The 14,742-nt window shown below is 42.3% G+C and carries 16 protein-coding genes; 1 reads left to right on the top strand and 15 read right to left on the bottom strand.

All coding sequences use genetic code 11. The features are described 5' to 3' along the window. Positions 1–148 precede the first annotated feature (148 nt). The 11 genes from ACYQ0C_RS10505 to map all read right to left on the bottom strand — a co-directional run bounded on the left by ACYQ0C_RS10505 (position 149) and on the right by map (position 8,806). A complete protein-coding gene (locus ACYQ0C_RS10505) occupies positions 149–1,144 on the bottom strand; it encodes an AAA family ATPase (RefSeq protein ID WP_005841303.1) in 996 nt (331 codons plus the stop codon). Positions 1,145–1,426: 282 nt separating this feature from the next. Then, positions 1,427–2,848 (bottom strand): HU family DNA-binding protein, encoded by a 1,422-nt coding sequence (locus ACYQ0C_RS10500; protein ID WP_016277524.1) that lies wholly within the window; start codon positions 2,846–2,848, stop codon positions 1,427–1,429. A gap of 19 nt (positions 2,849–2,867) precedes the next feature. Next, positions 2,868–3,140, bottom strand: a complete 273-nt coding sequence (locus ACYQ0C_RS10495; protein ID WP_016277523.1) for an HU family DNA-binding protein — start codon at positions 3,138–3,140, stop codon at positions 2,868–2,870. A gap of 73 nt (positions 3,141–3,213) precedes the next feature. Continuing rightward, complete coding sequence (gene rimO, locus ACYQ0C_RS10490) at positions 3,214–4,512, bottom strand: 30S ribosomal protein S12 methylthiotransferase RimO (RefSeq protein ID WP_016277522.1); 1,299 nt, start codon at positions 4,510–4,512, stop codon at positions 3,214–3,216. Between the two features lie 3 nt (positions 4,513–4,515). Continuing rightward, on the bottom strand, positions 4,516–5,475 hold the full coding sequence (gene ftsY / locus ACYQ0C_RS10485; protein ID WP_016277521.1) for a signal recognition particle-docking protein FtsY: 960 nt from the start codon (positions 5,473–5,475) through the stop codon (positions 4,516–4,518). Between the two features lie 171 nt (positions 5,476–5,646). Further along, positions 5,647–5,802 carry a DUF4295 domain-containing protein gene (locus ACYQ0C_RS10480; protein ID WP_007558249.1) on the bottom strand — a complete coding sequence of 52 codons (156 nt, stop codon included), beginning with the start codon at positions 5,800–5,802 and terminating at the stop codon, positions 5,647–5,649. A gap of 9 nt (positions 5,803–5,811) precedes the next feature. Then, on the bottom strand, positions 5,812–6,000 hold the full coding sequence (rpmG, locus tag ACYQ0C_RS10475) for a 50S ribosomal protein L33 (RefSeq protein WP_005841291.1): 189 nt from the start codon (positions 5,998–6,000) through the stop codon (positions 5,812–5,814). A 21-nt stretch (positions 6,001–6,021) separates the two neighbouring features. After that, entirely contained in the window at positions 6,022–6,282 is a 261-nt protein-coding gene (rpmB, locus tag ACYQ0C_RS10470; RefSeq protein ID WP_005841284.1) for a 50S ribosomal protein L28, read from the bottom strand. A gap of 104 nt (positions 6,283–6,386) precedes the next feature. Further along, positions 6,387–6,887 (bottom strand): CinA family protein, encoded by a 501-nt coding sequence (locus ACYQ0C_RS10465; RefSeq protein ID WP_016277520.1) that lies wholly within the window; start codon positions 6,885–6,887, stop codon positions 6,387–6,389. Between the two features lie 21 nt (positions 6,888–6,908). Then, positions 6,909–7,928 (bottom strand): tRNA (adenosine(37)-N6)-threonylcarbamoyltransferase complex transferase subunit TsaD, encoded by a 1,020-nt coding sequence (gene tsaD / locus ACYQ0C_RS10460; protein ID WP_016277519.1) that lies wholly within the window; start codon positions 7,926–7,928, stop codon positions 6,909–6,911. 23 nt (positions 7,929–7,951) lie between these two features. Continuing rightward, positions 7,952–8,806 carry a type I methionyl aminopeptidase gene (map, locus tag ACYQ0C_RS10455; RefSeq protein WP_016277518.1) on the bottom strand — a complete coding sequence of 285 codons (855 nt, stop codon included), beginning with the start codon at positions 8,804–8,806 and terminating at the stop codon, positions 7,952–7,954. Positions 8,807–9,043: 237 nt separating this feature from the next. On the opposite strand from map, the gene ACYQ0C_RS10450 reads away from it, so the two are divergent. Next, positions 9,044–9,262 carry a winged helix-turn-helix domain-containing protein gene (locus tag ACYQ0C_RS10450; RefSeq protein WP_016277517.1) on the top strand — a complete coding sequence of 73 codons (219 nt, stop codon included), beginning with the start codon at positions 9,044–9,046 and terminating at the stop codon, positions 9,260–9,262. A gap of 57 nt (positions 9,263–9,319) precedes the next feature. On the opposite strand, the gene ACYQ0C_RS10445 is transcribed toward ACYQ0C_RS10450, so the two are convergent. From ACYQ0C_RS10445 to ACYQ0C_RS10430, 4 genes are all read right to left on the bottom strand, one after another. Beyond that, complete coding sequence (locus ACYQ0C_RS10445) at positions 9,320–9,871, bottom strand: sugar O-acetyltransferase (protein WP_016277516.1); 552 nt, start codon at positions 9,869–9,871, stop codon at positions 9,320–9,322. Between the two features lie 12 nt (positions 9,872–9,883). Then, positions 9,884–10,792, bottom strand: coding sequence for a DMT family transporter (locus ACYQ0C_RS10440; RefSeq protein WP_016277515.1), 909 nt, complete (start codon positions 10,790–10,792; stop codon positions 9,884–9,886). A gap of 314 nt (positions 10,793–11,106) precedes the next feature. Beyond that, the gene (locus ACYQ0C_RS10435) at positions 11,107–12,429 is read right to left on the bottom strand and encodes a sigma-54-dependent transcriptional regulator (protein ID WP_025077038.1); all 1,323 of its coding nucleotides are present in this window, start codon (positions 12,427–12,429) and stop codon (positions 11,107–11,109) included. Next, the gene (locus ACYQ0C_RS10430) at positions 12,422–14,737 is read right to left on the bottom strand and encodes a hybrid sensor histidine kinase/response regulator (RefSeq protein WP_016277512.1); all 2,316 of its coding nucleotides are present in this window, start codon (positions 14,735–14,737) and stop codon (positions 12,422–12,424) included. The genes ACYQ0C_RS10435 and ACYQ0C_RS10430 overlap by 8 nt, the downstream gene beginning before the upstream one ends. Positions 14,738–14,742 lie beyond the last annotated feature (5 nt).

The raw sequence follows: 14,742 nt of genomic DNA, 5'->3' as shown, positions 1-14,742 counted from the left end.
CCCAATTTCTATCATTGTCCCCCAGCTTCTTAGCCTGTTTATACTCTCACTTACTATATTTGCTTAAACTTCCGCCTTCAATATATTGGCAGAATTCAATATGTTCTTATAGAGAGAACGAGGGAATGATTGCAGTTTCCGCTTTTGATCAAGGCACTTCCACTTTATTCAAAATTTTGCTTACAATTTCATCAGAAGACATATTCATGGCCTCTGCTTCGTAAGTCAAGCCGATACGGTGGCGAAGCACATCGTGAGCAACCGCACGAACGTCTTCGGGAATTACGTAGCCACGACGCTTAATGAACGCATAACTGCGTGCGGCTAATGCCAGATTAATAGATGCACGCGGTGAGCCACCGAAACCAATCATGTCTTTCAGTTCCTTCAAATCATATTTTTCAGGGAAACGGGTGGCAAATACGATATCAGCGATGTACTGCTCTATCTTTTCATCCAGATAAACCTGGCGTACCACTTTGCGGGCCTCCATAATATCTGTTGCTTTCAAGATGGGGCGGACTTCGATTTTTTCTCCGGTGATATTCTGGCGGATGATTTTCTTTTCCTCTTCCAATTTCGGGTAGTCGATAATAACTTTCAGCATAAAACGGTCTACCTGGGCTTCGGGCAGCGGATAAGTGCCTTCCTGTTCAATCGGGTTCTGGGTAGCCATTACCAGAAAAGGTTCGGGCAACATAAAGGTTTCTTTGCTCAGTGTGACCTGACGTTCCTGCATGGCTTCCAGCAAAGCACTCTGTACTTTAGCCGGAGCACGGTTTATTTCATCGGCCAATACGAAGTTTGCAAAAATCGGGCCTTTCTTTGCTATGAATTGTTCGTCTTTCTGACTATAAATCATGGTACCGATAACGTCGGCGGGCAGCAGGTCAGGAGTAAACTGAATTCGGCTGTACTTGGCATCAATCAAAGATGCAAGCGTTTTGATTGCCAGAGTCTTTGCCAGACCTGGGACACCTTCCAACAGGATATGACCATCGGACAGTAAACCGATAAGTAATGATTCTACCAAATGTTTCTGACCTACAATAACCTGGTCCATACCAGTCATTAAGTTGGTTACGAACGCACTTTGTCTTTCAATTCGTTCGTTTAGTTCGCGAATGTCAATTGCTTCAGCCATAATTTTGTTTATTTAGTTGTTTCTTTATTGATCTAATAACGAGCTTATAAATAGCCTTGTTCATTTAACGCAGCCAAAATTACGGTAATTAATTAACAGCGGCAACTAATTTTTATTAAAAAAGTAAAGTACATCTCTACTTTTTAAAGGTTATTGGGCTAAAGAATTTTAAAATATAAAGATGAGGTTGGCAGCGTGCGAATATCAGCTGAACGCGCTTTTTATTGCTTTTAGTATTTTGTCCGCTTTCTTTGTGTTGAAAAGCAGACAAAATATGAAATTTTATTTTTTAGGAGTTAATTCCGGAATACGCAGAGTAGTCCCTATGGGTACTTTGTCGGCATCTTTAATGATGTCTTTATTATGTTTCACGATATAAGGCCATAGTTTTTTTGTACCATAGAATTTCACTGCCAATTTTACCAAGCTCTCCCCTTCTTGCAATGTGTAATTGGTTTTAGTTCCTGTTATATCATATTCTACGGTGTCAGCTAAAGTTTCTTTTGCAACATTTTTAATTGTTGTGTTATCGGAACTCTTTATCGTTGTTACAGGAACATCCTGTTGTGACTGACTTATGGTTTCTTTTCCAGAGATATTCGTCAATGTGTTTGTGGTATCTTTGCCTTGCATCAATGAGTCATTAACCGGAATTGCAGGAATATCCTCTTCCAATTGCTTTGGAGTATTTTTTATTGCAGCCGGTGATTGTAAATCTGGATTCTTGTCTGATTGCAAATACCAATATATGCCACCCGCAGTGCAAACAACCAAAATGATAACAAGAATAATTCTCCAAGGAGTTTTGTTCTTTTTCTCTCCTGAAGTTTCTTGTACTTCTGTAGTCTTCTCTATTTTCTTTTCTTCTTCAAGATCAGAAGGAACAGGAGTTATTACTGTATTTTCTGATGGGGGCACCTTTTTTGACACTATTGCTTCTGAGGCTTCGGCTTCACAAGTTTCACGAGCAGCCAGTATGGCTACATCGGCAATAGTCATAATTTTTTCTTGAGGAGTGTCTGTTATTTCGTTTTTTTCTGTTGTTTCCACCAAAGGAGAAACCGTTTGGGGGACAGTCGTTTCAACAACAACTTCCTTTTCTGCTTCAGTAACAATCTTTTCCGAAACTATCTCCGGTTTCAAGATTCGTACCTCCTCCTCTGCTATTTCAACAGAAGATGCGGGTTCTTCAATAACTGTTTCTTTAATAGCTGGAATAGCATCTGCAGTGGTGATGAGGTTCTTATTTGGTGAATCTTCTGCCTTTTCAATTTCTACGGATTCAACCTCTTCTGTTACAACAGTTTGTTCAGACATGTTTTCATCAAATATATCTCCCTCCTCTCCTTCTATTTCAGTCTCGGTGTCTTCCAATTTAGTGCATTCATTCAATATAACCGTTTCAAAATGAGCGAATGGTTTATTTATTAAATCTTTCATGCTGGAATCCGGGGTAAAAGAGATTTTAGTATGTCCCTGTATCTCAATCCGTTCTCCCGTATTTACGTTTACGCTTTCACGGCTCTCTACCTCTGTGAGTTTAAACGTACCTAGTCCTTTTACCTTTACATACTTTTCAGTAGCTAGAGCTTCCTCTATTAACTCAAACATACCTTTGACAAAGATTTCAGCATCTTTTTTAGTCATGCTGTGTTTCTCGGCCAAAAGTTCGATGATATCTTGTATGGTTACTTTCTCGCTCATGATAATATATCAAAGACTATTATTTAAATTTTTCTTTTAAGGTTACACTAGGTTTGTAAGTCAGCACCAATTTTGGGGGGATCAGCATACGTTGCTGGGTAGCCGGATTAATAGAAATTCTTTCCAACTTTTTCTTAACCTCAAACGTGCCAAACCCTTGGATTGCAATGTTGTTGCCATCTTGCAATTCCTGGGCCATAACGCCAATGATTGAGGATACTAATTGTGATGTATCTTTATTCGTATATCCCAGTTTACGTGCTAATTCAGATATAAATTCTTTGTTATTCAAGGCTTAAAATGTTAATTGAGGTGCTATATTAGTAAAAAAACAAACATTATCCAAACTTTATATGGAAAAAAGCTTATAAAATGCTGGCGTATAGATCGAAATCATCAGCATTTGTAATTTTCACTTTATAGAATTCACCTATTTTTAAGAACTCGTCATCAGCTTTTATCAAGACTTCAGGATCTACCTCAGGAGAGTCAAACTGAGTTCTGCCTATGTAGTAGTCTCCTTCCTTTCGGTCTATAATAACTTTGAATTCTTTGCCTATTTTCGTTTGGTTCAATTCACCTGCTATTTCTTGCTGAAGCGCCATTAATTCATCCAGACGTTGTTGTTTCACCTCATGAGGAATGGAATCTTCGTATTCTTTTGCTGCAAATGTACCTTCTTCTTCCGAGTAGGCAAAGGCTCCCATCCGATCAAATCGTACTTTTTTGACGAATTCTTTTAATTCTTCAAAATCTTCTTCTGTTTCACCGGGATGTCCTACCATTAATGTTGTACGTAAATGGATACCAGGTACTTCCCGACGGAATCTTTCGATTAATCCGTAAGTTTCCGCCTTACTTACGTATCGGCGCATCTTATCCAGCATATTGTCGCTGATGTGTTGCAGGGCGATATCCATATATTTGCATACATTATCGTGCTCGCGCATCACACGGAATAAATCTTCCGGAAAATGAGCCGGATATGCATAGTGCAAACGTATCCATTCTACTCCGGGAACATTAGCGATTCTTTCGATGAGTTCGGGCAATTTTTGACTTTTATATATATCCACACCGTAATAAGTCAATTCCTGAGCAATAATTTGGAATTCCTTTACCCCTTCGGACACAAGCAGTTTCACTTCGTCAATAATCTCCTCCATCGGACGTGAGATGTGGCGTCCTGTAATAATAGGAATAGCACAATAAGAGCATTTACGGTCACAGCCTTCTGATATTTTCAGATAAGCATAGTGATGAGGAGTGGTTAATGTCCGTTCAATGGCAAATTCCGACTTGTATGCCTTGCCTAAATCTGTTAGTAACTCGTTCCAGTTAAATTTGCCGTAGAATTTATCTACTTGAGGAATTTCTAAAGCCAATTCTTTTAGATATCTCTCTGAAAGACAGCCCATCACATATAGTTTCTTGAGCTTTCCTTCCTCTTTGGCCTGACAAAATTCCAATATCATATTGATCGATTCCTCTTTGGCATCACCGATAAAACCACACGTATTGATAACCGCAATCTCTCCTTGCGGTTTATCGGAATCATGAGTTACTTTATAACCGTTTGCTTCCAGCTGACGCATCAGCTTTTCTGAATCCACTAAGTTCTTGGAACACCCTAAGGTGATGATATCTATTGTGTTACGTTTCATTTATTATTCAGTCTCTCCAAATAGTGAGTCTACAAATTCTTTTTTACGGAATACCTGCATATCTTCGATGCCTTCGCCCAGTCCAATATATTTTACAGGAATCTTGAACTGATCCGAAATGCCAATTACAACACCTCCCTTGGCTGTTCCGTCCAGTTTGGTAATAGCCATAGCGGTAACTTCTGTAGCCAAAGTAAACTGTTTGGCTTGTTCAAATGCATTTTGACCAGTAGAACCGTCCAAAACCAGCAATACTTCGTGAGGCGCGTCAGGGACAACTTTCTTCATCACATTCTTGATTTTAGTAAGCTCGTTCATCAAACCTACTTTATTGTGAAGACGGCCTGCGGTATCAATGATTACCACATCTGCATTATTGGCAACGGCGGAGCTTAGAGTGTCAAAAGCTACAGATGCGGGGTCTGATCCCATTTTCTGTTTGATAACAGGTACTCCCACTCTTTCTCCCCAAATATCCAATTGTTCTACGGCTGCAGCACGGAATGTATCAGCCGCACCCAAATAGACGGATTTACCTGCCTTCTTGAATTGATATGCCAATTTACCAATGGTTGTAGTTTTACCCACACCGTTTACCCCTACCACCATGATAACGTATGGCTTCTTACCTTCCGGAACCGTAAAATCATCCGAATCCACCGTGTTATTTTCGGTCAATAACGCCGCTATCTCTTCACGGAGAATTTTGTTCAGTTCCTGAGTGTTCACATATTTATCTTTGGCAACTCTTTCTTCAATGCGTTTAATAATATTCAGAGTTGTTTCAACGCCTACATCCGAAGTGATAAGCACTTCCTCCAGATTATCCAATACTTCATCGTCTACTTTCGATTTACCAGCTACGGCACGGGCAATCTTACTAAACACACTTTCTTTGGTTTTGGACAATCCTTTGTCTAAAGTTTCCTTCTTTTCTTTCGAGAAAAAATTAAAAAATCCCATATTGGAGTCTGATTTATCTGTTTATGCCACAAAGATATAACTAATCTCTTACACGGACAAAAAAAAGTGTCACAATGATTGGTTATAATGTATTATGATACAACATTCCGGTATAAAAAAAGTTCCTTCCATAATATATGAAAGGAACTTTCCATTAGTCTTCCGACTAAATTATTTCTTGAAAAAGTCTTGAACTTTTTCGTTAGGTACCATTTGCTCATCGAAGACGTAAGCTCCTGTTTTCGGAGATTTAACCATCTTGATAACCTTAGTATAAGAACGTCCTTCTTTACCTGTCTGAAGGGTTGCGACTGTTTTCTTTGCCATGGGTTATAATTATTTAATTTCTTTGTGAACTGTTACTCTTTTCAAAATCGGATTGTACTTCTTAAGTTCCAATCTTTCAGTGGTATTTTTTCTGTTTTTTGTTGTAATGTAACGAGAAGTTCCCGGCATACCACTATCCTTCATTTCTGTGCATTCAAGGATTACCTGTACTCTATTACCTTTAGCCTTCTTTGCCATAGTCTATCTCTCCCTTTTTAATTAACCAATAATTTTGATGCTTTTCCAATCACAATAGCCTTTGGTTACCGCTTCGTTCAGCGCTGCATCCAGGCCTTTTTTATTAATCACACGTAAGCCGTTAGCACAGATATTCAGGCTAATCCAGCAATCTTGTTCTACATAGTAGAATTTCTTAGTAAACAAGTTCACATCAAAAGTTCTTTTGGTTCTTCTCTTAGAGTGTGAAACATTGTTGCCAATCATGGCTTTCTTTCCGGTAATTTGACAAATCTTCGACATTGCTATCTTATTTTTATAGTTTTTTTCAATACTTATTTCAAACGGAGTGCAAAATAAGCACTTTTATTTGTATAAAACAAGAGTTTTTGCAAATAATTCTGCAATCACCGCTCATTTTCTTCGTTTTGGAACAACTTTCGGAGCAATTGCAGTGCATTTTGGGTTGCATTAGCTATATTTTTGTTTCTTCCTTCGTCACCTTCCAATTTCAGTGTGATCACTTTGTTTTTACATCCGGCAGCAATCCAAATAGTACCTACCGGTTTGTCGGGAGTACCTCCTGTGGGTCCTGCAATGCCTGAGGTTGCTACAGCGCAATCAGAATTCATCGATTTCATCGCCCCTTTTACCATTTCGACGACGGTTTCTTCGCTTACAGCTCCGTATGTTTCTAAGGTCTCATGATTTACCCCCAACAAATTTTCTTTTATTTCGTTGGAATAGGCGATAATTCCACCTTTAAAGAAGTGTGAACTTCCGGCGACGGCTGTAATAGCAGCCGACACACTTCCTGCCGTGCAACTCTCGGCAGTAACGAGTGTCAGGCCTTCTCTCCAAAACAAATCGTTAATCTCTTTACTTAAAAATTTACCTTCTACTGACATGTTGAAAACGGTTTTTAAATATTAAATAGTTACCCGTGAATAAGCGGGCTTGTCTATAGTGCAAAAATCATTGTCCAGATACTTGTAATAACCGGTAATTGCGATCATTGCGGCATTATCTGTAGTAAAGCTGAACTTCGGAATATAGATATTCCAGCCATATTTCCCGGCATGTTCGCGGAATGAGTTACGAAGCCCGTTATTGGCTGATACTCCTCCGGCTACTGCCACTTCATTTATTTTGAGATTTTTGGCTGCTTTTCTTAGCTTGTCCATCAAAATATTTACAATAGTCGCTTCTAATGAAGCGGCTAGGTCGTTTTTATGATGTTCGATGAAATCGGGATCTTCTTTCAACCAGTCACGCAATGAGTATAGGAAAGAAGTCTTTAATCCGCTGAAACTATAATTATAGTCCGGAATATGTGGCTTACTGAAAGTAAACGCATTTGGATTACCCTGACGTGCCAGTTTGTCAATGATAGGCCCTCCGGGATAACCTAAGCCCATTACTTTAGAACATTTGTCGATAGCTTCTCCTGCCGCATCGTCAATAGTCTGTCCCAAAACTTCCATGTCATTATAGGCCTTTACCAATATTATCTGTGAGTTTCCTCCTGACACCAGCAGACACAAGAAAGGGAATTTAGGCTGGTTGTTGTCTTCTTCCGATTCTTTAATGAAATGGGCTAACACATGGGCTTGCAGATGGTTAACATCAATCATTGGTATATTCAAAGAACGTGCGAAGCCTTTCGCAAAAGATACTCCGACCAGTAATGATCCCATCAAGCCGGGTCCTCGGGTGAATGCAACAGCGCTTAGTTGCTCCTTGGCTACTCCTGCCCTTTTTAAGGCTTCGTGCACCACCGGTACAATGTTTTGTTGATGGGCACGTGAGGCCAGTTCAGGAACCACCCCTCCGTAAGCTTCGTGAACAGCTTGGCTGGACACTACATTGGACAACAATACGCCATTCTTGATTACTGCGGCTGACGTGTCGTCACAGGAAGATTCTATACCTAATATAATTGTATCCATATTTCTATACCTTATTATATATATTAATGTGTCAGAATTTCAAGTCCGTTATCTGTCATGACAAAGGTATGCTCCCACTGTGCAGACGGTAGTTCATCTTCGGTAACTACAGTCCAGCCATCTTCCTCGTCAATGAAAACCTCCCATGTTCCCATATTGATCATTGGTTCAATCGTGAAAACCATTCCCGGAACCAATAGCATACCCGTTCCTTTTTTCCCGAAATGTTCTACATCCGGTTCTTCATGGAACTCTATCCCTACTCCGTGGCCGCAGAGATCGCGCACTACTGAGAATCCGTTTTTCTTAGCATGCTTTTCAATGGCATGTCCTATATCTCCCACAAAGCCAAATGGTCTTGCGGCTTCCATGCCTATCTCCAAACATTCTTTGGCCACTCGTACCAGCTTCTCTTTCTGAGGTGTGGTTTTCCCAATGGTAAACATACGTGATGCATCCGCGTAGTAACCGTCAAGGATGGTCGTACAATCCACATTAATTATATCTCCTTCTTCCAGAATGTCGAATTCATTAGGAATACCGTGACAGACAACCTCATTGATAGAGGTGCAGCAACTTTTTGGAAAGCCTTCATAGCCTAAGGTTGCAGGAATGCCGCCATGATCTTTCGTATATTCATAAACCAGTTTGTCTATCTCCAAGGTGCTCATGCCGGCATGGATCTCTCGTTCTACAAGGTCTAGCACTCCGGTATTAATAATACCGCTACGGCGTATTCCTTCAATTTGCTCCGATGTCTTGATCAGCTCACGTGAAGGCACCAAATGACCTCTATCTTGATAATAGAGTACCTTTTTATCTAATTCTGTGAGCTCCACACCTTTGGACACTCTCCAGTTCTTTTTATTTCTTTTCATATCAAAGGATTAATCAACTTACAAAGTTAGAGGAAATATTTGTAAAAATAGCTCGTCCGGCAATAAATATCTTCATAAAAAGAGAATTTACATGAAATTTGACAGAAACAAATGTTAAATAACTATGTCCTTTACATGAATTTTACACAGGAAAGTTTTCTTTATTCTAATAAAAAGCTATATTTACCACCTAGAAACTAACCATTCTATTATTAACCTTTTTAATTGAGCATCAAAATGGATAAACATCAGATTGGAGTAAATGCAGGAAAAGTATGGCAACTGCTGAATGACAATAAGCGGTGGAGTTATTGTGATTTAAAAATAGCATCAGAACTGTCGGACAGAGATTTGAATGCTGCTATAGGTTGGCTGGCCAGAGAGAATAAAATAGACTTTGAGTGTTCTGGCGGAGACGATTGTTTGTTTCTAAGTGTCAATGTTTATATCGGCTGAATTTGAGAAACAGATAATTATGTGAAGTCAAAACTTTCATAATTATCTGTTTTCTTCTTAATCAATCTTTCTGATCACTTTGGCTGGGTTGCCCACAGCAACGGAATTATCGGGAATATTTTTGGTTACGACACTTCCAGCCCCGATAATACAGCGGTGCCCTATTTTTACTCCGGGACAAAAAATAACCCCTCCTCCTATCCAGCAATCTTCTCCGATCGTTACAGGATATGCATACTCTTTTGGCTCGCGCCGATCTATGTAATCCGTCGGATGATGCGGGGTGTAGATTTGTACATTGGGTCCTATCAATGTATGTGCTCCTATGGTGATATATCCACCGTCTAAAAATGTACAGTTGGCATTCACAAAGACATGCTCTCCTAAGCGGATGCCATGTCCATGATCACAGTAAAACGGCGGACAGATGACAGAAGTGGAAGGGATGCCCGGCACCAGGTCTTCCAGCACTTCCCTGAAACCATCATCGTATGTACTCATCATCCGCAATTTGGCCACTAGTTTTTTGGCATGTATGAAACTGGCCTGTATTTCCGGTTTTTCCATATCGGCCAGCTGGCTGCTACGCATTTTATCTATCTCGTTCATCATTAAAAGGTTTTAATATTCCACCTCAAATGTAGGATTTGTTTTCCGTTCTGCCAAATATACGCCACACAAGATTAGAATACAGCCGGCAAGGGCTATCCAGGTTATCTTCTCATCAATGATGATGGCTGAAGTAAGAAGGGTCACCAAGGGGATGATATAAATATAGTTGGTACTTTTTACGGCTCCCAGCTCCTTGACGCAGGCATTCCAAGCTATGAAACAAAGCATGGAGGCTATAATTCCTAAAAAGAGAAGATTTCCGAATACGGCGGGTTGCATCATCAAGTCATTTACCCAATTAAACGGGCGGAACAGAAACATGGGCAGAATGGTCAGTACTCCGTAGAAGAATACTTTTCGGGTAATGAATATGACAGAATAATGGCTGTCCAATTGCTTGAGAATAAGGCAGTAAAATGCCCACATCAATGCTGCGGTCAGTGAAAGGACATCTCCCAAAGGATTAATCTTCAGAATGAAACTGCCGTTGAAAACAACCAACCCCACTCCTGTCAAGGCCATGATCGATCCGTAAACAAGATGACGGGTGAAAGGCTCTTTTCTTCTGAACAAATAAGAAAGCAGTGTGGTCAGGATGGGTGATGTGCATACTATCAGAGACACATTGGAAGCCAATGTGATGCCGAGAGCTGTGTTTTCGGTAATGAAATAAATCGTTCCTCCGCATAATCCGGCCGATAAAAGTAACAATTCATCTTTTATTCTATTGGCAAATAGTTTCTTATAAGAAATGCACCACATGCAGAGATAGGCCAGAGTGAAACGATAAAAGAATATTTCGGAAGGGCTTAATCCATGTTGGATTAGAATTTTAGTAGAAACAAAAGTGATGCCCCAGATAGCTACAGTGACCATGGCTATCAAGTGATAGAGAAACTTTGATTTGATTGCATTCATTTTTTTACAGATGTTTTATTATGCTGCAAACTTACATAAAAATCCAAGATTTTTTAGTAATTCTGGAAGACTTTTATAACCTCTTTATTTATAAGAGGTTTGAGAGAAAGGTTAAAATAGAGGTAACGAATTGGCAACCGTGTCTGTTTCTGCGCATTGCTGCGAGTTGCTGTCAATGTCTCTCGTCTTGGTACAAAAGTAGCAATAAAAATCGGAAACACATAAAAACGTCCCATGATTTTTTATCACAGGACGTTTTTATTTTCGTTGAATATACAGGTTTAATCGTTACTTACATTTTCAGCTAATTCCGGCTATGATTGCCTGAATTTGTATTTCAACCCATACTCTTCCAGCTTGCTGTACAGCGTTGTACGTCCTATTCCGAGCAGTTCGGCGGCAACCTTACGGTTACCGTTCGCCTGCTTCAACGCGCGTAAGACACGCTCCTTGTCTTCCGCATCGTTGCGCAGGGCGAAGCTGACGGGTGAGGTCAGTTTTGTCACGGCAAGTTCCAGATGCTCTTTCGTGACAAGACCCGTCTGTGCCTGCAACACCGCGCCCATGATTTTCTGACGAAGCTCGCGGACATTGCCCGGCCACGCATGGGTCAGCAATGTCTTGCGGGCTTCTCCGTCAAAGCCGATGACATCACACTCCAGCTCCCGGTTCGCAATATCGAGGAAGAACTCAGCCAAAGGCATAATGTCCTCCTGACAGTCGCGCAACGGCGGGACGGTTATCTCGAAGTCGTGCAGGCGGTACAGCAAGTCCTGCCGGAAACGCTTTTCATGGACCGCCTTCTCCAGATCCTCGTTGGTGGCGGCGATGATGCGGACATTGAAACTGCGGTCAGATTTGTCACCTACCGGACGGTATCTCCGTTCCTGTATGGCGCGCAGAAGCATCTGCTGGGTTTCCGGTGCGAGGTTGCCCACCTCGTCCAAGAACAGCGTACCGCCTTCCGCCTCGTGGAAGTAGCCCTTCTTGATGCTGTCCGCACCTGTGAACGCTCCTTTTACGTGTCCGAAGAAAGCCGACGGCGCAAGCTCTTTGGTGAGCGAACCGCAGTCCACAGCCACAAACGGCTTTCCTGCCCGCTTGCCCTTGTCGTGCAGCAGGTGGGCGATATGCTCCTTGCCCGTGCCGTTCTCCCCGAATATCAGCACGCTCATGTCGGTGGGGGCTACCAGCCTTATCCGCTTCATGATGGCTTGGAACGCCGAGCCGTCACGCGAGAACAGGGGCATACGGCTTCGTCCGATATTTCGTTCTTTTAATATGGTACGGAGCAGGGGGACGAGTTTGTCTTCCACAAGCTGCTTGGGCATGTAGTCCAGCGAGCCGAGTTTCATGCTTTCAACCGCCGTATGCACTTCGGCATAGTCGGTCATGATGACAAAGGGCTGCATCCTGCCCTCCTTGCGCATCCAGCGCAAAAGGTCGATGCCGTTGCCGTCGGGCAGGCGCAGGTCGGAAACCACGACGTCCCCGTCTGCGGCCTGTTGCAGATATTTCTTCGCGGTCGATAGGTGGAAAGCCTGCACAGTGCGGAATCCCTCGCGTGCCAGCAGGTTGCAGACAAACTCGCAATACACGATGTTGTCCTCCACCACGATGATTTTTGTCTTATCCATTTTCGTATTTTCTCCTTTCTTCTTTTGCCAGCCGGATGATTTCCGAACCCTTATCCAGCACAGCTTTTACAGCATTGCCAATTGTTTTATCGTCAGGTGTACCATCGCTATGAAGCAGTTTGTATAATTCCTTTAACGGTTGGTCGGCACGGAGTATCTCCCACGAGCTGCGCAGGTGGTGTGTCAGGGCGTTCAGTTCCTGAAGGTCTTTCTTTAGACCCGCTTCCCTGATTGCCTGCATTTCCTTTTCGGTTTCCGTTATCAGTTTCTCCAGCATGACGGCTTCATTGCCGTATGACAGCAGGGAGGTGAAATCCGGCTTTTCATTCCGGTTGCCTTTCATGGCGCATTTGTCTGAAACTTCCATCAGTTCCGATATGGAGAACGGCTTGAGCAGGCATCCGGCGAATCCACGTTTCATAAGTTCCTCCTTGCTGCAACTGCCCGAAGCGGTTGTCACGACTATCGGGATAGTCTTTGAATTGCCCACGTTGGAGGTACGTAGCAGCTCCAACAGCTCGAAGCCGTTGATCTCCGGCATGTTCAGATCCGTCAGAAGCAGGCTGTATTCTTTCCGGCGTATCATTTCCATCAGCTCCGCAGCATCGGTGCAGGTGTAGCAGTGTACTCCTTCCTGTGCATACATTTCTTTCAGCATCAGAAGTAGTACCTCGTCATTGTCGATGGCGATGACATCGTGGAATGTACGGTCATGATGAATCCGTGTCTGATTTATCCGTTCCGGCAGTTCCCCGGCTGTCTGCATGGGTATTTCCACCGTGAAACGGCTGCCTTTGCCTTTATCGCTCTCCAGCCGTATCGTGCCGCCGAGCATTGACACGATACGCTGTACGATGGAAAGTCCCAGACCGAATCCGTCTTTTGCGGCGGCGTTTGACAGACGTTCAAACGCGCCGAACACCCGTTGCTGTTCCTCTTCCGTCATACCTGTACCCGTATCTTCGACGGTAATTTTCAGAATACCGTTATCATAATCAGTCGTCAAAGATACACCGCCGCTATCAGTGAATTTGATGGCGTTTGACAACAGGTTGTTGCCGATTTGCAGGATACGTTCCTTATCGGTCAAGACAATAGTATCCTTTTGATTCGTTATGGTAAGAGCCAGCCCCTTGTTCATGGCGATTGGCATAAACTCCGTTTCAAGAATGTGCGTGATTATTGAAATCCGGCAAGGAGAAATGTTCGGCTGCTCCTTGCCGTTATCCAGACGGAAGAAACTCAGCAACGTGTTGAGCATTTCGCGCATACGGTCGGAAGATTGCCGGATATTACGGACATATCGCTCTTTTTTATCCGTATCATTGCCTTTTTCCATCAACGCGGTATAACCGATTATTGCGGTTAAAGGTGTGCGCAGCTCATGGGTGATGGTATGCACGGCTTTTTTGCGGGAGGCTATCAGAGCCTCGTTTTGCGCCACTGCTTGTTGCAGTTGCCCGATTAAATTCGTGGTTTCTTGTTTGTATCGCTTAATGCGGTTGGCATTTTTATGGATGATTATATATGAAATGACCAACAGCAAGAGTACGAATCCTGTCAAACCGCCAATCTGCATAAACGACTGTTCCCGCATGGCGGCTATCTCGGCTTCACGCCTTTGCAGGTCGGCTTGCACTTTCTCGTCCATCTGGCGGATAAACCCGTGCAGTTGCCGGTTAAGTTCTGCGTTACGGGCGGCGAGGCTGTCGGCGTGTTCCGACAGACGACGGCTTTGTGATTGTTGTTCGCCAACTATATTCCGATTGAATGAACGGAGCATCGTAGTTGTAGCGGTTGGTTTGGTTTTTTCTTTTTTGCCGAAGATACCGAGAAATCCTTTTCGCTTTGGTTTTTGCGGTTGTTCCTGCACGCTTTTCTGCACGATTACAGGTACCTGACGGGCTATCTTCTCGTTGAGGGTCTGCTGTTCGTCAAGAACCTGAACTATCCGGCGCATCTGCTGTTCCTTATCTTCCAAAAGCTGACGCACGCTGTCGATGCGTTCAGTCGGGTACATCGTTATGAAACGACACAACAGACTGTCAATTTCCATACGTTTTTGATGGAAATTCATTATATCGTTTTTCTTCCACCCAAATATAGTTTCGCTAACAAAAGACAATTCAGTCAATTCACTATAAAGTTTTGTTGATTCTTGACGTATATTTGTTATATAATTGTTTTTCTTTTCTATATTGTTAAATTCTTCCCATTCTACCCAATATAGGTACATAATAGCAGTTGTCAAAATGGCAATAACAATATTTCCGATTCCCAACAACCTCTTGTTTATTAATATTGTCATATATG

Source organism: Phocaeicola sartorii JCM 17136 = DSM 21941 (assembly GCF_054653615.1).
The sequence above is the reverse complement of the archived record's forward strand: the minus strand, read 5'-3'. Positions and strand labels throughout refer to the sequence as shown.